Source organism: Marmoricola endophyticus, assembly GCF_014644415.1.
In the GTDB taxonomy this organism is placed as follows: domain Bacteria; phylum Actinomycetota; class Actinomycetes; order Propionibacteriales; family Nocardioidaceae; genus Marmoricola; species Marmoricola endophyticus.
The window spans coordinates 119,221-138,582 of the sequence record NZ_BMKQ01000002.1 but is presented as its reverse complement, the minus strand read 5'-3'; the positions used below and the strand labels follow the sequence as shown (position 1 = coordinate 138,582).

Annotated in this window: 22 protein-coding genes and 1 tRNA gene; 7 read left to right on the top strand and 16 right to left on the bottom strand. The window is 71.0% G+C overall.

Annotated features, from left to right (window positions below):
- The first annotated feature begins 40 nt into the window (after positions 1 to 40).
- Positions 41 to 577 carry a hypothetical protein gene (locus IEX42_RS17265; RefSeq protein ID WP_188781326.1) on the top strand — a complete coding sequence of 179 codons (537 nt, stop codon included), beginning with the start codon at positions 41 to 43 and terminating at the stop codon, positions 575 to 577.
- A 68-nt stretch (positions 578 to 645) separates the two neighbouring features.
- Here IEX42_RS17265 and IEX42_RS17260 read toward each other — a convergent pair whose 3' ends face one another.
- Positions 646 to 894, bottom strand: a complete 249-nt coding sequence (locus IEX42_RS17260) for a DUF3618 domain-containing protein (RefSeq protein ID WP_229661017.1) — start codon at positions 892 to 894, stop codon at positions 646 to 648.
- Positions 895 to 998: 104 nt separating this feature from the next.
- Between IEX42_RS17260 and bcp the strand changes: the two genes are divergently transcribed.
- Together bcp and IEX42_RS17250 are read left to right on the top strand one after the other, a co-directional pair.
- Complete coding sequence (gene bcp / locus IEX42_RS17255) at positions 999 to 1,490, top strand: thioredoxin-dependent thiol peroxidase (protein WP_188781325.1); 492 nt, start codon at positions 999 to 1,001, stop codon at positions 1,488 to 1,490.
- A 15-nt stretch (positions 1,491 to 1,505) separates the two neighbouring features.
- Positions 1,506 to 1,587 (top strand) — tRNA-Leu (locus tag IEX42_RS17250).
- A 25-nt stretch (positions 1,588 to 1,612) separates the two neighbouring features.
- Here IEX42_RS17250 and IEX42_RS17245 read toward each other — a convergent pair.
- Genes IEX42_RS17245 through IEX42_RS17230 form a run of 4 tightly spaced genes read right to left on the bottom strand, consistent with a single transcriptional unit; the run spans position 1,613 to position 4,703 of the window.
- On the bottom strand, positions 1,613 to 2,242 hold the full coding sequence (locus tag IEX42_RS17245) for a non-canonical purine NTP pyrophosphatase (protein ID WP_188781324.1): 630 nt from the start codon (positions 2,240 to 2,242) through the stop codon (positions 1,613 to 1,615).
- Entirely contained in the window at positions 2,235 to 2,963 is a 729-nt protein-coding gene (gene rph, locus IEX42_RS17240; protein ID WP_188781323.1) for a ribonuclease PH, read from the bottom strand. Before rph ends, IEX42_RS17245 begins: the two co-directional genes overlap by 8 nt.
- A 28-nt stretch (positions 2,964 to 2,991) precedes the next feature.
- Complete coding sequence (locus IEX42_RS17235) at positions 2,992 to 3,780, bottom strand: ABC-2 transporter permease (protein ID WP_188781322.1); 789 nt, start codon at positions 3,778 to 3,780, stop codon at positions 2,992 to 2,994.
- Positions 3,777 to 4,703 (bottom strand): ATP-binding cassette domain-containing protein, encoded by a 927-nt coding sequence (locus tag IEX42_RS17230; protein WP_188781321.1) that lies wholly within the window; start codon positions 4,701 to 4,703, stop codon positions 3,777 to 3,779. Before IEX42_RS17230 ends, IEX42_RS17235 begins: the two co-directional genes overlap by 4 nt.
- A gap of 134 nt (positions 4,704 to 4,837) precedes the next feature.
- Here IEX42_RS17230 and IEX42_RS17225 point away from each other — a divergent pair, with 134 nt between their 5' ends.
- Positions 4,838 to 6,013 (top strand): sensor histidine kinase, encoded by a 1,176-nt coding sequence (locus IEX42_RS17225; protein ID WP_188781320.1) that lies wholly within the window; start codon positions 4,838 to 4,840, stop codon positions 6,011 to 6,013.
- Complete coding sequence (locus IEX42_RS17220) at positions 5,992 to 6,744, top strand: response regulator (protein ID WP_308422251.1); 753 nt, start codon at positions 5,992 to 5,994, stop codon at positions 6,742 to 6,744. Before IEX42_RS17225 ends, IEX42_RS17220 begins: the two co-directional genes overlap by 22 nt.
- 651 nt (positions 6,745 to 7,395) lie before the next feature.
- Here IEX42_RS17220 and IEX42_RS17215 read toward each other — a convergent pair.
- Positions 7,396 to 8,154 (bottom strand): MBL fold metallo-hydrolase, encoded by a 759-nt coding sequence (locus IEX42_RS17215; RefSeq protein ID WP_188781319.1) that lies wholly within the window; start codon positions 8,152 to 8,154, stop codon positions 7,396 to 7,398.
- Positions 8,155 to 8,462: 308 nt separating this feature from the next.
- Here IEX42_RS17215 and IEX42_RS17210 point away from each other — a divergent pair, with 308 nt between their 5' ends.
- The gene (locus IEX42_RS17210) at positions 8,463 to 10,916 is read left to right on the top strand and encodes an immune inhibitor A domain-containing protein (protein ID WP_188781318.1); all 2,454 of its coding nucleotides are present in this window, start codon (positions 8,463 to 8,465) and stop codon (positions 10,914 to 10,916) included.
- Positions 10,917 to 10,932: 16 nt separating this feature from the next.
- Here the strand turns inward: IEX42_RS17210 and IEX42_RS17205 are convergent, their stop codons facing one another.
- The 8 genes from IEX42_RS17205 to IEX42_RS17170 all read right to left on the bottom strand — a co-directional run bounded on the left by IEX42_RS17205 (position 10,933) and on the right by IEX42_RS17170 (position 16,400).
- Positions 10,933 to 11,331: a hypothetical protein gene (locus IEX42_RS17205; protein ID WP_188781317.1), complete on the bottom strand. Its 399-nt coding sequence runs from the start codon at positions 11,329 to 11,331 to the stop codon at positions 10,933 to 10,935.
- Positions 11,328 to 11,693, bottom strand: a complete 366-nt coding sequence (locus tag IEX42_RS17200; RefSeq protein WP_188781316.1) for a hypothetical protein — start codon at positions 11,691 to 11,693, stop codon at positions 11,328 to 11,330. The genes IEX42_RS17205 and IEX42_RS17200 overlap by 4 nt, the downstream gene beginning before the upstream one ends.
- A complete protein-coding gene (gene murI, locus IEX42_RS17195) occupies positions 11,690 to 12,514 on the bottom strand; it encodes a glutamate racemase (RefSeq protein WP_188781315.1) in 825 nt (274 codons plus the stop codon). The genes IEX42_RS17200 and murI overlap by 4 nt, the downstream gene beginning before the upstream one ends.
- Entirely contained in the window at positions 12,511 to 13,458 is a 948-nt protein-coding gene (locus IEX42_RS17190; protein ID WP_444543253.1) for a PLP-dependent cysteine synthase family protein, read from the bottom strand. The genes murI and IEX42_RS17190 overlap by 4 nt, the downstream gene beginning before the upstream one ends.
- A gap of 12 nt (positions 13,459 to 13,470) precedes the next feature.
- Entirely contained in the window at positions 13,471 to 13,749 is a 279-nt protein-coding gene (locus tag IEX42_RS17185; protein WP_188781313.1) for a ubiquitin-like small modifier protein 1, read from the bottom strand.
- Positions 13,750 to 13,751: 2 nt separating this feature from the next.
- The gene (locus IEX42_RS17180; RefSeq protein ID WP_188781312.1) at positions 13,752 to 14,171 is read right to left on the bottom strand and encodes a M67 family metallopeptidase; all 420 of its coding nucleotides are present in this window, start codon (positions 14,169 to 14,171) and stop codon (positions 13,752 to 13,754) included.
- Positions 14,172 to 14,242: 71 nt separating this feature from the next.
- Complete coding sequence (locus tag IEX42_RS17175; RefSeq protein WP_188781311.1) at positions 14,243 to 15,079, bottom strand: HAD family acid phosphatase; 837 nt, start codon at positions 15,077 to 15,079, stop codon at positions 14,243 to 14,245.
- A gap of 178 nt (positions 15,080 to 15,257) precedes the next feature.
- Positions 15,258 to 16,400 carry an acyl-CoA dehydrogenase family protein gene (locus IEX42_RS17170; protein WP_188781310.1) on the bottom strand — a complete coding sequence of 381 codons (1,143 nt, stop codon included), beginning with the start codon at positions 16,398 to 16,400 and terminating at the stop codon, positions 15,258 to 15,260.
- Positions 16,401 to 16,492: 92 nt separating this feature from the next.
- Here IEX42_RS17170 and IEX42_RS17165 point away from each other — a divergent pair, with 92 nt between their 5' ends.
- Positions 16,493 to 16,978: an NUDIX hydrolase gene (locus IEX42_RS17165; RefSeq protein ID WP_188781309.1), complete on the top strand. Its 486-nt coding sequence runs from the start codon at positions 16,493 to 16,495 to the stop codon at positions 16,976 to 16,978.
- Here IEX42_RS17165 and IEX42_RS17160 read toward each other — a convergent pair.
- Both IEX42_RS17160 and IEX42_RS17155 read right to left on the bottom strand, forming a co-directional pair.
- Complete coding sequence (locus IEX42_RS17160; RefSeq protein WP_229661016.1) at positions 16,960 to 17,634, bottom strand: response regulator transcription factor; 675 nt, start codon at positions 17,632 to 17,634, stop codon at positions 16,960 to 16,962. The two genes, IEX42_RS17165 and IEX42_RS17160, sit on opposite strands and share 19 nt — an antisense overlap.
- Positions 17,631 to 19,283, bottom strand: a complete 1,653-nt coding sequence (locus IEX42_RS17155) for a sensor histidine kinase (protein WP_188781308.1) — start codon at positions 19,281 to 19,283, stop codon at positions 17,631 to 17,633. The genes IEX42_RS17160 and IEX42_RS17155 overlap by 4 nt, the downstream gene beginning before the upstream one ends.
- Positions 19,284 to 19,362: the final 79 nt, after the last annotated feature.

Here is a 19,362-nt window from a genome sequence, read left to right as displayed (position 1 = left end):
TGCCGTCCGGCCACGTCGCGTCGGTCGAGGAAGGTGTCTGATGTCGAACACGCTCGTCTGGGTCATCGTGGCCGTGGTGGTCGTCCTGGTCGTGGCCGGGCTGGCCGCGCTCTACCTGCGCCGCCGCCGGACCGTCTACCGCGACCGCGCGGTCGAGCTGCGCCGGCACGCGCTGTTCCAGAGCGAGGACATCCCCGCCAAGGAGGCCGAGGCCCGGGGCGCGCGGACCGCGGCAGACGAGGCCCGGCGACGCGCCGAGGAGCTCGAGGCCGAGGCTCGGCAGAAGGAGGCCGCGCTCGAGCGTGCCCGGTCGCGGGTCGAGGACACGGTCCGCGAGGCCGACCGGATCGACCCCGAGGTGCGGCACAAGGCGGGCGACTACGTGCCGTCGCTGACGCTCGACCCGGCTGAGACGCACGACGCGCCGGCCGAGGAGACGACCGAGACGACCGACGCGGCCTCTGTACCGACGTCCGATGCCGAGGCCGTGGAGCCGCCCGAGGAGGGTGGACGTACTGGTGCCGACCAGCCGTTCGAGCAGCCGGCACCGCCGAGCGGCAAGCACGCTGCCGACTAAGGCATGTCTGGCCCGGCGGTCCGAGGCCGGTGGCCCGCGCACCGGGACTTACGCGGTGAGCAGGACGCTCAGCCGGACACCTTGCGCACGACGAGGATCAGCGCGATCGCGCCGCCGACACCGGCGACGACCTTGATCACGTTGTCGGTGCGCAGCCCGCTCTGCGGGTCGACGAAGAAGCCCTTGATCGCGGCCACCTGACGGTTGGCGATGGTCTTGGGCGAGCTGCGGTGGAGCAGCTGGTCGATCGAGGCCGCCAGCTCGCGGCGGGCCACCTCCATCTCGTCCTCGATGGACTGGCGGTCCTGTGCAGCCACGTCGCGCACTCCTGCCTGAAGCTCGTCGGGGAACTCTCACGGCCCTGCCGGCCGCGTGAACAGCGCCCACGCTATCGCGTCCGGGCCCGAGTAGGTTCAGGCCCATGAGCCGACCCGCGACCAGACTCAGCCCCGGCGACCCCGCCCCCGACTTCACCCTCACCGACGACACCGGGCAGCAGGTGACTCTCTCGGACCTCCGGGGGCAGCGGGTGATCGTCTACTTCTACCCGGCCGCGATGACGCCTGGGTGCACCACGCAGGCCTGCGACTTCAGCGACTCCCTCGACTCGCTGCGCGCCTCCGGTCTGGAGGTGCTGGGGATCTCGCCGGACGAGCCGGAGAAGCTCGCGAAGTTCCGCGAGCGCGACGGCCTGACCATCCGGCTCCTCTCGGACCCGGACAAGCAGGTGATGCAGGAGTACGCCGCGTTCGGGGAGAAGAAGCTCTACGGCAAGGTCGTCGAGGGCGTCATCCGCTCCACGATCGTCGTCGACGCCGAGGGCACGGTCGAGCTGGCGCAGTACAACGTCAAGGCCACCGGCCACGTCGCCAAGCTGCGCCGCGACCTCGGGCTGGACGCCGCCCGGTCCTAGGATCGGGCGGGCCGCGTCGGAGTGGTGGAACTGGCAGACACGCAGGATTTAGGTTCCTGTGCCTCCGGGCGTGGGGGTTCGAGTCCCCCCTCCGACACCCAGCGCCGCGACCTTCGACAGGCTCAGGACACCGCCTCGACCACCAGCGGGGCGATGGCCCGCAGCGCACGGCCGCGGTGGGAGATCGCGTCCTTGGCCTCGGCCGGCATCTCAGCCGAGGTCTGCGTCCCGTCCTGCTGGTCGGGCACGAAGAGCACGTCGTAGCCGAAGCCGTTCGTCCCACGGGTCTCGCGGATCACCCGGCCGGGCATGTCACCGCCGACGACGTCCTCGGCCGGCACGCCCGTTCCGGTATCGCGGACGAAGGCGACGCTGGCGTGGAAGTGCGCCGCCCGACGCTCGTCGGGCACGTCGGCGAGCTGCTCGAGCAGCAGCCGGTTGTTGCGGTCGTCGTCCTTCGGCTGCCCGGACCAGCGCGCCGAGAGCACGCCCGGCATGCCGTTCAGCGCGTCCACGCACAGGCCGGAGTCGTCGGCCAGCGACGGCAGCCCGGTCGCCGCGAGACCGGCTCGCGCCTTGAGCAGGGCGTTGCCGTCGAAGTCGGGTGCGTCCTCGACCGGCTCCGGGTACGAGGCCACGTCGTCCAGGCCGAGCACCTCCACCTCTCCGCCGAGGGCCGCACCGAGGATCCGGCGCAGCTCGGCGATCTTCTTGGCGTTGCGGGAGGCGAGGAAGACCCTCGCGTCAGCCACCGAGCGTCTCCTGCTGGATCCGGGTGAGGTCGGCGCAGCCCTTCTCGGCCAGGCCGAGCAGCGCGTCCAGCTCGCTGCGGTCGAAGGGTGCCCCCTCGGCGGTTCCCTGGACCTCGACGAAGGACCCGCCGCCGGTCATCACGACGTTCATGTCGGTCTCGGCGCGGACGTCCTCCTCGTACGGCAGGTCGAGCCGCGGCACCCCGTCGATGATGCCGACCGAGACCGCGGCCACCGAGCCGGTGAGCGGGTCACCGGAGAGCGCCCCCTCGGACCGCAGGTGTGCGACGGCGTCGGCGAGGGCGACGTACGCCCCGGTGATGGCGGCGGTGCGGGTCCCGCCGTCGGCCTGCAGGACGTCGCAGTCGAGCACGATGGTGTTCTCGCCCAGCGCGGCGTAGTCGACCACCGACCGCAGCGACCGGCCGATCAGGCGGGAGATCTCGTGCGTACGACCGCCGATCTTGCCCTTGACCGACTCGCGGTCGCTGCGGGTGTTGGTGGCCGAGGGGAGCATGGCGTACTCCGCGGTCACCCACCCCAGCCCGGACCCCTTGCGCCAGCGCGGCACCCCGACCGAGGCCGAGGCAGCGCACAGCACGCGGGTGCGCCCGAACTCCACCAGCACGGAGCCGGCGGGGTGGTCCTGCCAGTGCCGGGTGAGCCGGATGTCGCGGAGCTGGTCGTCGGCGCGCCCGTCGGCGCGGGTGGGAGCACTCATGCTCCCGACCCTAACGACGGGCGTGCGCCTACTTCGGCTCGGCCCGCAGCAGCCGCATCAGCCCGAGGACGAAGGGCAGGACGAGCCAGATCAGCCCTGCCGTGACGAACTGTGCCCACTCCTGGCCCTCGAGCCGGTAGTCGCCCATGAACAGCGGTTGCTGCGCGGTGTTGAACTCGATCCACGGCGCGAGCTTGTCGAACCAGTCCTGCAGCGCCGACAGCACGCCCACCGCGGTGGGGAGCACCAGGGTGTAGATGAAGTAGGTGACGATCGCCGCCGGAGTGTTCATCAGCAGCATCCCGATGGCGAAGCCGGTGAGGATGGCGATCAGGTTGGCCACGACGGCCCCGTTGATCAGCACCCTGGCCTCGACGCTCCAGTCTCCTCCCCCGATCAGGTTGCCCAGGACGGCGATCACGAGTGCGACGACGATCAGACCGATGCCGAGCAGGAGAGCGGCGACGAGCTTGGCGCCGATCACCCGGGGCCGCCTGGGCTCCAGCGTGAAGGTGACCAGGCCGGTGCGCTGGCTCCACTCGCTCGTGAGCATGAGGATCACCAGGACGGGGAGGAAGTAGCCGAGCACTCCTCCGGCCACGCCGGCGATCTGGCCCAGACTCTGGGACTCGGTCGGCGCGGCGAGGGCGTAGATCACCACGACCACCAGGCACAGCGCGAGGATCGATCCGGTGAACCAGCGCCCGGCCCTGGTGTCGAGCGCCTTGCGCAGCTCGACGGAGACCAGGCGGCCGAACGGCACCGGCGGGGTCGCCGAGACGTCGAGGGCGGTCGGTGCGGGTGCGGTGGTGCTCATGCTCGGTCTCCCTGGTCGGTCGCTGCCGAGGGGTGCCCCTCGCGCTGGGTGTCGGCGGTCAGTGAGAGGAACAGGTCCTCCAGGCCGGCGCTGCCGGTGCGCAGGTCGGTGAGAACGACGCCCGCGGTGAGGGCGGCGCGGCCCACGGCGGCGGGGTCGCAGTCGGCACGCAGCCCTTCACCGGCCGCGCTGGTGGCGATCCCGGCGTCGGCGAGTGCCTTCGCGAGCCGCTCGTTGTCCTCGGAGGTGACCAGCGCGCTGGCGGCGCCGCCGGAGAGCAGCGACTTCCGGTCGCCTTGGGCGACGATCTTCCCGCGCCCGATGAGGATCATCTCGTCGGCGATCTGCTCGACCTCGTGCAGCAGGTGGCTGGAGAGCAGGACCGTGCCGCCGCGGTCGGCGTACGACTTCAGCAGCGAGCGCATCCACCGGATGCCGGCCGGGTCCAGCCCGTTGGCCGGCTCGTCGAGGATCAGCACCGACGGGTCGCCGAGCAGGGCGTGGGCGACCCCCAGGCGCTGCCGCATGCCCAGGGAGTAGTCGCGCACCCGGCGCTTGCCCTCGTCCCCGGAGAGCGAGACCAGGTCGAGCATCTCCTCGACCCGCGAGTCCGGCAGCCCCATGGTGCGCGCACCGATGGTGAGGACCTCGCGGCCGGTCCGGCCGTTGTGCTGGGCGGAGGCGTCGAGCAGGACACCGACGTGACGACCGGGGTTCGGGATGTCGGCGTACGGCAGCCCTCCGATCGTGACCGTGCCGCTCGTGGGCGGCGTCAGGCCGACCATCGCACGCATCGTCGTGGTCTTCCCGGCACCGTTGGGGCCGAGGAACCCGGTCACGCGCCCGGACTGCGCGGTGAACGAGACGTCGTCGACCGCGCGGTGGGCGCCGTACACCTTGGTAAGGGATTGCACCGTGATCATGGGGACCATCCTGTACCGAAACCGGACCGGGCCGCATCGGTCGAGCGGATGAACCACCCACCGACCAAAGTCGTACGCGAGCCCAGGACCTCGGTCCGTGGTCGTAGGCGTCACGGCTTCGTACGCTGACCCGCGTGGACCGACCCGACTCCGGTGACTACACCCCCGCGCTGGGCTGGTGGGGTCACGGCTGGAGGCTGCTCGTGTGCCTCGCGATCAGCGCGCTGGCGCTCGGGCAGGCGCTGCGGGTCGAGCGGGACCGACCCTGGCTGCTGGCGGTGGACCTGACCCTCGGGGCCGTCGCGTACGCCCTGGTGCTGCTGCGCCGGCGCCACCCGATGCCGGTCGCCGCCGTGATCATCGCGATCGGGGCGGTGTCCGGCCTGGCGGCCGGCCCGTCCGTGCTCGCGACGGTGTCGCTGGCGACTCGCCGGGTGCTGTGGCAGGTGCTGCTCGCAGGCGGCCTCTCGGTCGTCGCCAGCATGGTCTTCGCCGAGATCGTGCCGCAGCCCGACGGCGCGCCCCCGCTGGTCACCTTCGGCCTGACCGTCGCGATCACGGTGGCTCTGCTCGCCTTCGGGATGTACATCGGGTCCCGTCGCGAGCTGCTGTGGTCGCTGCGCGAGCGGGCCCGTGCGGCCGAGGACCGGCAGGAGCTGCGGGTCGAGGCGGCCCGCAGCGCCGAGCGCGAGCGGATCGCGCGGGAGATGCACGACGTGCTCGCCCACCGGATCTCGATGGTGAGCATGCACGCCGGCGCCCTCGCGTACCGGACCGACCTGCCGCCCGACCAGGTCCGGGAGACCGCGGACCTGATCCAGCGGACGTCCCACGAGGCACTCACCGATCTCCGGCAGGTGCTGGGCACCTTGCGCGAGGGCTCCACCGACGGGCCCGACCGACCCGATCGGCCACAGCCGCGGCTCGCGGACCTGCCGGCACTCGTCGAGGAGGCACGGGTGGGCGGGGCGTCGATCGACGTCGACGTCGCGGTGGACGGGGAGGAGCTGGTGCCCGAGGCAGCCGGACGGACGGTCTACCGGATCGTCCAGGAGGGCCTGACCAACGCTCGCAAGCACGCACCCGCGTGCCGGGTCTCGGTACGCGTCGAGGGCCGCCGCGGCGCCGGGCTGGAGGTCTGGGTGCGCAACGGCACGGCCCTCGGCGTCTCACGAGGTCCGCACGTCCCGGGCGCGGGGCTGGGCCTCGTCGGCCTGCGCGAGCGCACCGCGCTGGTGGGCGGCACCATCGAGGCCGACGTCCACGAGCGTGAGCACGTCCTCCACGGGTGGCTGCCGTGGGAGGGCTGAGCGACCCGGGCGCGGCGGACGTGCCCGCGGGCTCGGGGGCCGGGGCGACCATCCGGGTGCTGCTGGTCGACGACGACCCCCTGGTGCGCTCCGGCCTCGAGCTGATTCTCGGTGGTGCGCCCGAGATCGAGGTCGTCGGTCAGGCGCGCGACGGCCGGGAGGCACTCGACCTGGTGGCGTCGACCGCACCGGACGTGGTGCTGATGGACATCCGGATGCCCGTGCTCGACGGCATCGCCTCGACCCGGGAGCTCACCTCCGGCGGGCGGGAGGCGGCAGCGGGGTCCGCCGGACCGGTCCCCGCGGTGATCGTGCTGACCACGTTCGGCGCCGACGAGTACGTCGTCCGCGCCCTCGGTGCCGGCGCTCGCGGCTTCCTGCTCAAGGACACCCCTCCGGCGCAGATCGTCCAGGCCGTGCGCACGGTCGCGGCCGGCGAGGCGATGCTCTCGCCACAGGCCCTCGACGGGCTGCTGCGCCACGTCAGCGAGAGCACGGCGGAGGTCCCCGAGCAGCAGCGCGCCTCGGCCGGCGCCAGGCTCGCGCTGCTCACCGAGCGCGAGCTCGACGTCGCCCGCGCGGTGGGCCGTGGGCTGAGCAACGCCGACATCGCCCGCGAGCTCTACCTGTCGGTGCCGACGGTCAAGGCCCACGTGGGCCGCGTGTTCGTCAAGCTCGACGTGGACAACCGCGTCCAGGTGGCGATCTGCGTCCGCGACGCCGGCGGGTGAGGTCCGAGGAGCCCAACGTCGCGTACTGCATCGGACGATGTCCAACGTCGACTCATTCTCGCGAAACAACCGCGAACCCGTCGACGGAGAATCCATCTCGACGAGCTCGCGCCGGCGTTTGGGCATTCAAGCCTAGGGCGAAGTGAGTCTTGCCGAAGGTGCAGGAGTATTGACGCTCGTACTCACCGAAAAGAAGGTGAGTACGTTTCGGCACACACTCCACGCCTGACGGAAGGTCGGTCGCTGCCTCAGTGGCACCGCCATTCAATGCGATCTGAATACCAGCCGACCCGCTGTCGTCACAGTCGTCATAAAAGATGGGAGGAGCGGCCAGATCGTCCCATCGCAAGTGCTGCGCGAGCAGCTCACCTCTCTTCAAGCCGTCATCCGTGCAGGAGTAGCTCTTCCCGGCTTCAAGAGCAGCCGTGCCGCAACCCGCCGTGAGTAGAAGACCCAAGAATATCGACCCGCACGTGAACGCGTGGCGTCTGCGGCGGTCGTGTGTAGGAATCGAAGCGCATCGGCAATCGGATCGCATCGCGGTTCCGCCCGAGCTTGTCGACGAACTCCTCAGTCTTCTCATCCAGCTCCCGAGCACTTGACCACGGATGAAGAGTCTCCCGTTTCGGTGCCATGCACGCGACGGCCCCTCTAAATCGTGTACGTCTCCCCCGGCAGCGCCAGCGAGACGTCCCCGGCGTACGTCGTCCGCGCCTCGGCCAGGACGGTGAGCCGGTCGTGCCACGGCGGCACGTGGGTCAGCAGCAGCCGACCCACCCCGGCCTCCGTGGCGGTCTCCCCCGCCTCGCTGCCGGTCAGGTGGACGCCGGGCGGGTTGTCCAGGCTGTCGAGGAACGACGCCTCGCACAGGAACAGGTCGGAGCCGGCGGCGTTCTCGGTCAGGCCGGTGCAGGCGGCGGTGTCGCCGGAGTAGGTCAGCGTGCGGCCGCCGCTCTCGATGCGCAGCGAGTAGGCGGTCACCGGGTGGTAGACCTCGCGCACCGTGATCGTGAAGGGTCCCAGCCGGAGCGGCTCCGGGGCGTAGTCGCGGAAGTCGAACTCCTCGGTCATCCCGGGGTCCGGGTCGAGGTCGTACGCCTTCGCCATCCGCTCGGCCACGCCCGCGGGGCCCCAGACCGGGATCCGGGGCTGGTGGCCGTCGGGGTGGAAGCAGCGCATGACGTAGTAGCCGCACAGGTCCAGGCAGTGGTCGGCGTGCAGGTGGCTGAGCAGCACCGCGTCGATGGCGAGCGGGTCGGCGTAGCGGTGCAGCGCGCCGAGGGCCCCGTTGCCGAGGTCGAGCAGGATCCGCCAGGCCCGACCGTCGGCCACCTCCTCGACCAGGTAGCAGCTCGCGGCCGAGTCGGGCCCGGGGTAGGACCCGGAGTTCCCGACCACGGTCAGTCTCATGGCTGCAGGCTAGGGCATGGGCCCCGGCGGTCGAGGTCTCGCCGCACCCCTCAGGTCTCGACACGCTCGACCACCGGTCGTCACGGCCGCCGAGCCCGGCGGCGCGGGCACGGCCAGCGGTGGTCAGGCGGGTCGGCCTTCGTCGACACCCGTGGCGCCGCGCGCTTGGTCACCGTTCGGTGACAACCGCCGGTCAGCCATTGTGGCCTGGCTCACGGCGCTGCTTGGATCAGCGGGTCAGAGGCCGGGCCCCCGATCGGGGCTGAGACGTCAATCGGCCTTCCTCTGGGGTGACAAGGAGCCCACCTATGCGTCGAACCGGACGCGTCGGACTGCTCGGACTCGGACTGGGAGTCGCGATCAGCGCGACCCTGGCCCTGCCGGGTGTGTCCGCGACCGCCAGCCCGGGCGGTGCCGCACCCGCGGCCTCGCCCGACAAGCCGAAGGACCAGACTCGCACCGACGAGCTGCCGAACCCGCTCGAGGACAAGCGGCGCGCACTGCGCCAGGAGGCGCTGACCGAGGTCATCAACGGCTCCGCCAAGCCCGAGAAGCGCGGCGCGAGCACCGTGGTCAAGGTCGCCTCGCAGAGCGCTCCCGCGGCCGCGACCGCGCAGGGCAAGGTGGCCAAGAAGGCGGCCACCACCGACCAGTACGTCGAGCTGAGCCGCGAGAAGACCGATCACATCTTCGTGATCCTCACCGAGTTCGGCGACCAGCGGGACCCGCAGTTCCCCGACAAGGACATCAACCCGGCGACCCCGGGGCCGGTGACCTTCGACGGCCCGCTGCACAACCAGATCCCCGAGCCCGACCGGGCCAAGGACAACTCGACGGTCTGGCAGCCCGACTACAGCCGGCAGCACTACCAGGACCTGTACTTCGGCAAGGGCGACGCGGACGGCTCCGGCGGCAAGCCCGAGTCGGTCAAGCAGTACTTCGAGCGCCAGTCCTCGGGCCGCTACAGCGTCGACGGCACCGTCACCGACTGGGTGAAGGTCCCCTACAACGAGGCGCGCTACGGCCGGTCGACCGACGTCAACGACGTCGACCCGAACGTCTGCGCCAGCAACGTCTGCAACAACACCTGGGCACTCGTCCGTGACGCCGCGAGCAAGTGGTACGACTCCCAGATCGCCCAGGGTCGCAGCAAGGCCGAGGTGACCGCGGAGCTGAAGTCCTTCGACACCTGGGACCGCTACGACGTCGACGGCGACGGCAACTTCAACGAGCCCGACGGCTACCTCGACCACTTCCAGATCGTGCACGCCGGGGGCGACGAGGCCGACGGCGACCCGATCCAGGGAGAGGACGCCGTCTGGTCGCACCGCTGGTACGCCTACGGCACCGACGCCGGCAGGACCGGGCCGACCGAGGGCAAGCAGGGCGGCACCGAGATCGGCGACTCCGGCATCTGGATCGGCGACTACACCATCCAGCCCGAGAACGGCGGGATGAGCGTCTTCGCCCACGAGTACACCCACGACCTGGGCCTGCCCGACCTGTACGACACCGCAGGCGGCGAGAACAGCGTCAACTGGTGGTCGCTGATGTCGCAGAGCCGCGAGTCGGCTCCGGGCGACAACGCGATCGGGACCCGGGCCTCGGACCTGGGGGCGTGGGACAAGCTGCAGCTGGGCTGGCTGGACTACGAGGCCGTGCTGCCGCAGCAGAACCGCACCCTGGAGCTCGGCCCGCACGAGTACAACTCCACCAAGCCGCAGGCCGCGGTCGTCGTCCTCCCGAAGAAGAAGATCACCAAGCAGCTGGCCGCGCCGTACGCCGGGCAGAAGTCCTGGTGGTCGGGGACGGGCGACGACTACGACGCCTCGATGACCCGCTCGGTGATCCTGCCGGCCGGCTCGGCCAGCCTCACCGCGCAGGCGCAGTACAACATCGAGGACGGCTACGACTACGCCTACGTCGAGGTCGACGACGGGACCGGCTGGAAGTCCGTCCCCGGCACCGGCACCGACCCGGCCGTCAACAACGGGCTGACCGGTGACACCGCCGGGAAGTACGTCCCCGTCACCTTCGACCTGACGCCGTACGCCGGCAAGCAGGTGCAGCTGCGGGTGCGCTACTCCACCGACGGCGGCGTGCAGGGCAACGACCCGGCGTACGCCCCGGGCCTGTTCCTCGACGCGATCAAGGTCACGGCGGGCGGCACCACGCTGCTCGACGACGGTGCCGAGACCAGCCCGAACGGCTGGACGCTGTCCGGCTTCAGCGCGGTCGGCTCCTCGACCACGCAGGACTACGACAACTACTACGTCGCGTCGAACCGCACGTACACCGCGTTCGACAAGTACCTGCAGTCGGGGCCGTACAACTTCGGCTTCACCGACACCGACAAGGTCGAGCACTTCCCCTACCAGGACGGGCTGCTGATCAGCTACTGGGACACCTCCCAGAGCGACAACAACACCAGCGTCCACCCGGGTCAGGGGCTGATCCTGCCGGTCGACGCGCACCCGCGCCCGGTCGTACGACTCGACGGGACGCTGTGGCGCTCGCGGGTCTCCGGCTACGACGCGACGTTCAGCCGGCGCAAGGCCGACTCGTTCACGCTGCACTACAACGGCAACCCGAGCTACGTCCGCGGCCAGGACGGGGTCCCGGTGTTCCGGGACGACAACTCCTACTGGGACGCCTCGCAGCCGGGGTCGAGCGTGAAGGTGCCGAGCACCAAGACGAAGATCACCGTGGTGACCCAGAAGGGCACCTCGATGACGGTCAAGGTGGAGAAGCGGGGGTCCTGACCGGCCGCTGACCGCCTCAGTCGCTCTGGTGGCTGCTGCCCCGCAGCAGCCACCAGAGGCCGACGAAGGGCAGCACCACGGGGATGAAGCCGTAGCCGACGCCGAAGTCCGACCAGACGGTGGCGTCGGTGAAGACCCGGCCGTCGTCGAGCACGCTCCACGTGCCGACGGCGAGCACCCCGACCAGCTCGACGAGGACCGCCGCCAGGGCCACCTGGCGGCGGTCCTTCGCTATCGCCCAGGTGGCCAGGCAGTAGACGACACCGGAGAGCAGCGAGAGCCAGTACGCGACGGGCGCCCGGTCGTACTGCGTCGTCAGCTGGACCAGCGACCGGGCGGTCGCGGCGACGGCGAAGATGCCGTAGACGAAGACCAGCACGCGGCCGAACCCGGTGCCCGTCGTGCGGGTGCTCATCGCGTCACCCACAGGTCGTGCAGCCGCAGCTCGAGCACCGGGACGGCGATCGTCGCCACGAGGAGGACGGCGGTGCCCGACCGGTTCTGCTCCGCGGCGGCCCACAGGAACCCGATCGGCAGGATCACCAGGGCGCCGACGAGGTAGCCGAGGTACGCCGCGACGTTGAGGTCGCCGTGCGCTCCGACGACCTGCACCACACCCCAGACCAGCTGGAGCACCAGGCCCGCCTCGAGGACACCGAGCGCGTACAGCAGCGCGTCGTGGACGGGCCGGTCACGCAGGATGCGGACGACCAGCCACACCGCGACCAGCAGGCTGGCCGCGCTGATCGCGAGGAACAGGACGCCCGTCGCGCTCACGAGCGCACCCAGGCGAACTGCGAGACCCGCTGGAGCTCGGGGCCGAGGAAGCGCTGACCGATGGTCTCGAACTCCTCGGGCGTGCCGGTGGTGAGGAAGCGGTGCTCGGGAACCGCTGCGGCGTCGCGGTCCAGCCCGCGCGCGACGAGGGTCCGGTAGACGTCCTTGGCGGTCTCCTCGGCGCTGGAGACCAGCGTGACGTCCTCTCCCAGGACGTAGGAGATGACCCCGGTCAGGAGCGGGTAGTGGGTGCAGCCCAGCACGAGGGTGTCGATGTCGTGGTCGAGCAGCGGGTCGAGGTACTCGTGCGCCGCGGCCAGCAGCTCGGGGCCCGCGGTGATCCCCTGCTCGACGAAGTCCACGAAGGGCGGGCACGCCTGGGTCGTCAGCGTGACCTGCGGGGCGGCGGCGAAGGCGTCCTCGTACGCCATCGAGTCGGCGGTCGCGCGGGTGCAGATCACGCCGATCCGGTGGTTGCGCGTGGCCGCCACCGCGCGGCGGGTGGCCGGGAAGATCACCTCGACCACCGGCACGCTGTAGCGCTCGCGGGCGTCGCGGAGCACGGCGGCGCTGGCGGAGTTGCACGCGATGACCAGCACCTTCACACCCTGGTCGACCAGATGGTCGAGGCACTCGAGGGCGTACTCGCGCACCTCGCCGAGCGGCTTGGGCCCGTACGGCTGCCGCGCGGTGTCACCGAGGTAGAGCACCGACTCGTGCGGCAGCTGGTCGATGACGGCCCGGGCGACGGTCAGCCCGCCGAACCCGGAGTCGAAGATCCCGATCGGGGCGTCCCGCCCCGGTACGTCGCCCGACCTCATGCCCACAGCTGACCCTCGAGCCGGTCCTCCGCCTCGTCGACGGTGCCCTCGTAGGCGCCGGTGGAGAGGTACTTCCAGCCGCCGTCGCACACGACGAAGGCGATGTCGGCCTTCTCGCCGGCCTTGACCGACTTGGCCGCCTGGCCCAGCGCGGCGTGCAGGATCGCGCCGGTGGAGATCCCGGCGAAGATGCCCTCGGACTCCAGCAGCTCCCGCACCCGGCGGACGGCGTCGCGCGGTCCGACCGAGAAGCGCGCGTCGATGAGGGTCTCGTCGTACAGCTCGGGCACGAAGCCCTCGTCGAGGTTGCGCAGGCCGTAGACCAGCTCGCCGTACCGGGGCTCGGCGGCCACCACCTTCACCTCGGGCTTATGCGCGCGGAAGAAGCGGCTCACGCCCATCAGCGTGCCGGTGGTGCCGAGCCCGGCGACCACGTGGGTCACCTCGGGCAGGTCGGCGAGGATCTCGGGGCCGGTGCCCTCCTCGTGCGACAGCGCGTTGGCGGGGTTGCCGTACTGGTAGAGCATCACCCAGTCCGGGTGCTCCGCGGCCATCTGCTTGGCCACGCGCACCGCCTCGTTGGAGCCACCGGCCGCAGGCGAGGAGTAGATCTCGGTGCCCCACATCCGCAGCAGCTGGCGGCGCTCCTCGGAGGTGTTCTCCGGCATCACGCAGACCAGGCGGTACCCCTTCAGCTTGGCCGCCATCGCCAGCGAGATGCCGGTGTTGCCGGACGTCGGCTCGAGGATCGTGCAGCCGGGACGCAGCGTGCCGTCCTTCTCCGCCATCTCGATCATCTTCAGGGCCGGGCGGTCCTTGATCGAGCCGGTGGGGTTGCGGTCCTCGAGCTTCGCCCACAGGCGGACGTCAGCAGACGGCGAGAGCCGCGGCAGCCCGACCAGCGGGGTGTTCCCCACCGAGTCGAGGAGGTTGTCGTAGCGCACCACGACAGGCGCTCAGCAACCACCCGCGACGGCGGGGAGGATGACCACCTGGTCGCCGTCGGAGAGCTCGGTCTCCAGGCCACCGGTGAAGCGGACGTCCTCGTCGTTGACGTACACGTTGACGAACCGACGCAGCTCGCCGGAGTCCTCGACGAGGCGCTCCTTGATGCCGGAGTGGTTGGCCTCCAGGTCGTCCACGATCTGCTGCAGCGTGGAGCCCGACGCCTCGACGGACTTCTGCCCGTCGGTGTAGGTGCGGAGGATGGTGGGGATGCGGACCTCGATGGCCATGACTACTCCTGGATGGTGACGTCTTCTTCGGTGACGACGCCGTCGACGATTCTGTAGGACCTGAACTCGACCGGCCCCGCACTATTCCCGTGCTCCCGCGTGCTGACCAGCACGTAGTGGGCGTTCGGCTCCTGCGCGAGGTCGGTGTCGGTGCGGCTGGGGTAGGCCTCGGTGGCCGTGTGGGAGTGGTAGACGACGACCGGCTCCTCGTCGTTGTCGTCCATCTCGCGGTAGAGGCGCAGCAGCTCGGTGGAGTCGAACTCGTAGAACGTCGGCGAGCCCGCCGCGTTGACCATCTCCACCAGACGGGCGGCGGTGTCGCTGCCCTCCGGGCCGGCCACGATGCCGCACGCCTCGTCGGGGTGGTCCCGCTTGGCGTGCGCGACGATCGCGTCGCGGATCTCCCGGTCCAGCTTCAGCACGCCGTCGAGGCTATCCGGGTCGTGTGCCCCACGACGACGCGGGCCGCGTCGTGGGACGCACGACCTCGGGGTCAGGGCAGGTAGTACATCGGGTTCGGGAGCTTGAAGGTCTTGTCCGCGAAGCCGCCGTTGAGGTCGGAGTACTGGTCACCGACGTTGGCGACGATGTCGTACCCCTTCGACTCGATGTACTGCCGGGTCAGCGACTTGCGCTGCGTCGTGGTGCACGACGGCTGGCACGAGGCGAGGTACGGCGCCGAGGCGTCGTTGAGGTAGAGGTTCGCGCTCGTGACCGGGAACCCCTCCTTGCTCAGGTTGAGCAGGGTGCCGGCGCGCTGGGACTCCGGGCGACCGGTCAGGAACATCACCGTGTAGCCGTGACCGGCGGCGTACTGGGTCGTCCGGAGCATCGCGGGCACGTCGGGGAAGACCGCCTTGTTCACGAACTCGGCGTTCTGGGTGGGGTTGTAGACGAAGTTCGAGTAGATCTCGTAGTCGTAGGTGACCAGGCTGGTGTCGTCGACGTCGAGCAGCAGCACCTTCTTCTTCGCCTTGGCGTCGTGCGCGGCGTTCTGGGCGGCGAGGTAGGAGCGCATCTCACGGCCGACACCGTTGGTCTCCTTGACCCAGTTCGAGGTCGGGGACGGCTCGTGCAGCATCGTGGTGCCGTTGATCGGGTCGGGCGTGGTGGTCGTGGTGTCGCCGTAGTAGCCCTTGATCGCGGTCTTGACCTGGTCGATGTTCTGGATCTGGTCGGCGCTGGTCGGCACGGCCGGGGGCGCGGGGACCGACGGCGCCGTGCCGGCGTCGGCGGAGCCGGTGACGAGCACTCCGGCGGCGAGGGCGGACGTCGCGAGGGCGATGACGACGGTGGGACGGACAGCGGACAGGCGGGCGCGCAGTGACATGGAGGTCCTCGGGGGCGACGGGATCGGAGACCTCACTCTCGCACCGGATGGATGCCGACGACAACGGTCGTGAACTGTCTCCTGGCCGGGTTCGTGCACGAGGTCTCGACAAGCTCGACCTCCGGTGGTCGCCGCCACCACCGCAACCACGGAGGTCGAGCCTGTCGAGACCCTCAGGTCACAGGCCCATGCCGCGGCCGACGATCTCCTTCATGATCTCGGTGGTGCCGCCGTAGATGGTCTGGATGCGGGTGTCGAGGTACGCCTTGGAGATCGGGTACTCCGCCATGTAGCCGTATCCGCCGTGCAGCTGCAGGCAGGTGTCGGCGACGCGCTTCTGCAGCTCGGTCGTCCACCACTTGCCCATCGCAGCCTCGTCGATGGTGAGGTCGGAGTCGTTGAGCGCCATGATCGAGCGGTCGACGAACGCCTGGCCGATGCGGGCCTCGGTCTCCATCTCCGCCATCTTGAACCGGGAGTTCTGGAACGAGCCCACGGGACGCCCGAAGGCCTTGCGGTCCTTGACGTACTCCAGCGTCATGTCGATCATCTTGCGCGTTGCGGCCTGGGCGACGACCGAGATCGACAGGCGCTCCTGGGGCAGCTTGGTCATCAGGTAGATGAAGCCCGCGCCCTCCTCGCCGATCAGGTTCTCCACCGGCACCTTGACGTCGTCGAAGAACAGCTCGGCGGTGTCCTGTGCCTTGAGGCCGATCTTGTCGAGGTTGCGGCCGCGGTCGAAGCCCTCCATGCCGCGCTCCAGGGCGATCAGCGAGACCCCCTTGGCCCCCGCGTCCGGGTCGGTCTTGCAGGCGACGATCACGAGGTCGGCATTGATCCCGTTGGTGATGAACGTCTTGGCGCCGTTGACGACGTAGTGGTCACCCTCGCGTCGCGCCGTGGTCTTGATCGACTGCAGGTCCGAGCCAGTGCCCGGCTCGGTCATCGCGATCGCGCTGATGATATCTCCCGACGCCATGCCGGGGAACCAGCGCGCCTTCTGCTCGTCGGTGGCCCAGCTGAGCAGGTAGCCCGCGACCAGGTCGGTGGCGATCACGAAGCCGATGCCCGACGCCCCGATCCGGGTGATCTCCTCGTCGAGGACCGCGTTGTAGCGGAAGTCCTCGACGCCGCCGCCGCCGTACTCCTCGGGCAGCATGAAGCCGAGCAGCCCCTGGGCGCCGGCCTTCGCCCACACCTCGCGCGGCACGATCTGGTCCTTCTCCCACTGGGCGTGGTGCGGCTCGATCTCCTTCTCGCAGAAGGTCCGCACGCTCTCGCGGAACGCGTCGTGGTCGGCCTCGAAGATGCTGCGCTGCACAGGGTCCTCCTGGAGATGACGGGGGTGGTCGTCAGTGACACCCTCATTGTGACAGTAGAACTGTCACGGTCAAGGCCGCATAGGGTCGCCCCGTGCCGGTCCCCTTCGCACTCGTGCCCGCTGCGTACGTCTACCTGTTCCGCGCGGGCGCGGACGGTACCGAGGTGCTGCTGCAGCAGCGGCAGCACACCGGCTACATGGACGGGCACTGGGTCGCCGGCGCCGCGGGCCACGTCGAGCCGGCCGAGACAGCGGCCGGGTGCGCCGTGCGCGAGGCCCTCGAGGAGATCGGGGTGACGATCGCCGAGGAGGACCTCCGTCCGCTGACCGTGATGCAACGTCGCAACGGCGACGCCCCGGTGGAGCAGCGGGTGGACTGGTACTTCTCCTGCGAGCGGTGGTCCGGCGTCCCCGCGGTGCAGGAGCCCGAGAAGTGCGCCGGACTGCGCTGGGCGCCGCTGGCACAGCTGCCCTCACCGGTGCCGGCGTACGAGCGGGCGGTGCTGGAAGGCGTCCTCCGCGGCGACCTCCCCGTCCTCACCCACCACGGCCTGACCGGCTACGGGCTCGCGGAGTAGCGGCGCTCGGGGCGGCCGGCGCCGTACCTCAGGCGTACGTCGGCCTCGCCCACCGTGACGAGGTGCTCGAGGTAGCGGCGTGCGCTGACGCGCGAGAGCCCCACCTCCTCCGCCACCTCGGAGGCGGACAGGTCGCCGTCCGCCGGCAGTGCGGAGCGCACGAGTGCCAGCGACTCGACGCTGAGCCCCTTGGGCGGGGCGGGCGCCACCGGCGCCGGCGCCGTGGGCGCGGCGCCGAAGGCCCGGTCGATCGCGCCCTGGTCGGTCTCGCCCTCGCCGAGCGAGTCCAGCGCTCCGGCGACCGCGGCGAGGCGGGCGGCGAGGTCGTCGTACGCGAACGGCTTGACCAGGTACTGCTGCGCGCCGCCCCTCAGCGCGGCCCGGACGGCCTCGGCGTCGCGCTCGGCGGTCACCATCACGACGACGGCGCGCGGAGCGAGGTCGCGCAGTGCGCGGAGCACCTCCAGGCCGCTGGTGTCCGGCAGGTGGACGTCGAGGAGCACCACGTCGGGCTGGGTGCGCTCCGCCTCGGCCAGCGCCTCCGCCCCGGTACGAGCCCGGGCGACGACGTCGAAACCCGGGGTCTGCGCGACGAAGCGCTCGTGGATCCGAAGCACCATGAAGTCGTCGTCGACGACCAGCACCCGGCGGGTCACACCGGCACCTCGGCCACGACCGGGAGGAGGACCGTGAACTCCGCACCGCCCCGCACGCCGCGAGCGACGCTCACGGTCCCGCCGGCGCGGGTGCAGATCATCTGGACCAGCGGCAGCCCGATGCCGCGCCCGCCGAGCACCTCGGGCTTGGTGGAGAAGCCACGCACGAAGATCGCCTCGCGCAGGTCCTCCGGGACCCCGGGACCGTCGTCGCGCACCACGCAGCGCAGGCGACCGCCCTCAGCACCGAGCTCGACCTCGACGAGCGGTCGGCCCTCGGCGTGCGCCCGCCCCACCGAGGCGTCCACGGCGTTGTCGACGAGGTTGCCGAGCACGGTCGTCAGGTCCGCGGCCGTGCCGGGCGAGAGCCGAGGGAGCGCGGAGTCCTCGTGCAGCCGCAGGCGTACGCCGCGCTCCGCGGACGCGCTCCACTTCGCCACCAGCAGCGCCGCGACACCCGGGTCGCGGACCCGCTCGGTGACCTGGTCGGTGATCGCCGCACGCCGACGGGTCAGCGCACCCACCAACGCGCCGAGCTCGTCGTACTCCCCCAGCTGGAGCAGCCCGGAGATCGTGTGCAGCTGGTTGCTGAACTCGTGCGTCTGCGCACGCAGGGTGTCGGTGATCGACAGGTTCGAGGAGAGCTGACCCTGCAGGGCGACCAGCTCGGTGCGGTCGCGCAGCGTGGTGACGGTGCCGACCCCGCGCCCGCCCGCCGACGGCGTCCGGCGGTTCAGCACCACCACACGGTCGCCCACCACGGCGACGGCGTCGCGCACCTCCTCCGCACCGACGAGGAGGTCGACCACGCGTGGGTCGAGGCCCAGCTCGTCGACCCGGCGCCCGAGGGGGTCGCCGGCGATCTGGAGCGTCTCCCGCGCCGCGTCGTTGAGGGTGGTCACCCGACGATCGCCGTCGAGGGCGACGACGCCCTCGCGGATGCTGTGCAGCAGGGCCTCGCGGTGGTCCGCGAGCATCGCGATCTCGCGCGGTCCGAGACCCTGGCTGCGGCGCTTCAGCACCCGAGACACCACCCAGGTCCCCACCCCGCCGAGCAGTGCGCCCAGGCCGAGGAAGAGCAGCAGGTCGGAGGCGGCGTCGGAGACGCGGTCCCAGACCGAGGGGTAGGACTGCTCGGCCGCGACGAGACCGACCAGGCTGCCGTCGTCGGCGAGCACCGGCGCGTGCCCGGCGACGACCGGTCCGTCGGGTGTCGACACGGTGCCGGTCCAGCCGCGCCCCTCGCGCACGCGGCTCTCCCCCAGGCGCAGCGGCGACCCCTCGAGGCCCGGGTCGGAGGAGACCAGCACGGTGCCGTCCGGCGCGGCGATCATCACCTCGCCGGCCCCGGAGAGGTTGAGCGCGCGGTCGGCGGACGGCGCCAGCGTGCGGCGCAGGCCGTCGGCCACGACGTCGTCGGTACGCGCCCGCGCGAGCTGGCTGCGCACGACGCTGAGGTTGGCGACGTACTCCGCGACGGAGCTCATCCGCGACCCGCGGTCGGCGGCGAAGCGCGTCGTCGACTGGTGCAGCGAGATCGCGGCGACGATCGCCAGCACCACCGCGACCACGGCCAGCTGCAGCAGCAGGATCTGCGCGGCCAGGCTCGGCTCGTGCCGGGCCGTCCGGCGCCTACCCAGTGACCACAAGGACCACAACCTCCTCTACGACCGCAACGGTGACGGGCATCACAGCCGGGCCCCATCCTCTCAGGAACCCACCATCGCG

Excerpts from the sequence above, each read along its gene's own strand:
- IEX42_RS17265 (WP_188781326.1), top strand. The coding sequence starts at position 41 with ATGTCGAACACGCTCGTCTGGGTCATCGTGGCCGTGGTGGTCGTCCTG.
- bcp (WP_188781325.1), top strand. The coding sequence starts at position 999 with ATGAGCCGACCCGCGACCAGACTCAGCCCCGGCGACCCCGCCCCCGAC.
- rph (WP_188781323.1), bottom strand. The coding sequence starts at position 2,963 with ATGAGTGCTCCCACCCGCGCCGACGGGCGCGCCGACGACCAGCTCCGC.
- IEX42_RS17235 (WP_188781322.1), bottom strand. The coding sequence starts at position 3,780 with ATGAGCACCACCGCACCCGCACCGACCGCCCTCGACGTCTCGGCGACC.
- IEX42_RS17230 (WP_188781321.1), bottom strand. The coding sequence starts at position 4,703 with ATGATCACGGTGCAATCCCTTACCAAGGTGTACGGCGCCCACCGCGCG.
- IEX42_RS17215 (WP_188781319.1), bottom strand. The coding sequence starts at position 8,154 with ATGAGACTGACCGTGGTCGGGAACTCCGGGTCCTACCCCGGGCCCGAC.
- IEX42_RS17210 (WP_188781318.1), top strand. The coding sequence starts at position 8,463 with ATGCGTCGAACCGGACGCGTCGGACTGCTCGGACTCGGACTGGGAGTC.
- IEX42_RS17205 (WP_188781317.1), bottom strand. The coding sequence starts at position 11,331 with ATGAGCACCCGCACGACGGGCACCGGGTTCGGCCGCGTGCTGGTCTTC.
- murI (WP_188781315.1), bottom strand. The coding sequence starts at position 12,514 with ATGAGGTCGGGCGACGTACCGGGGCGGGACGCCCCGATCGGGATCTTC.
- IEX42_RS17185 (WP_188781313.1), bottom strand. The coding sequence starts at position 13,749 with ATGGCCATCGAGGTCCGCATCCCCACCATCCTCCGCACCTACACCGAC.
- IEX42_RS17175 (WP_188781311.1), bottom strand. The coding sequence starts at position 15,079 with ATGTCACTGCGCGCCCGCCTGTCCGCTGTCCGTCCCACCGTCGTCATC.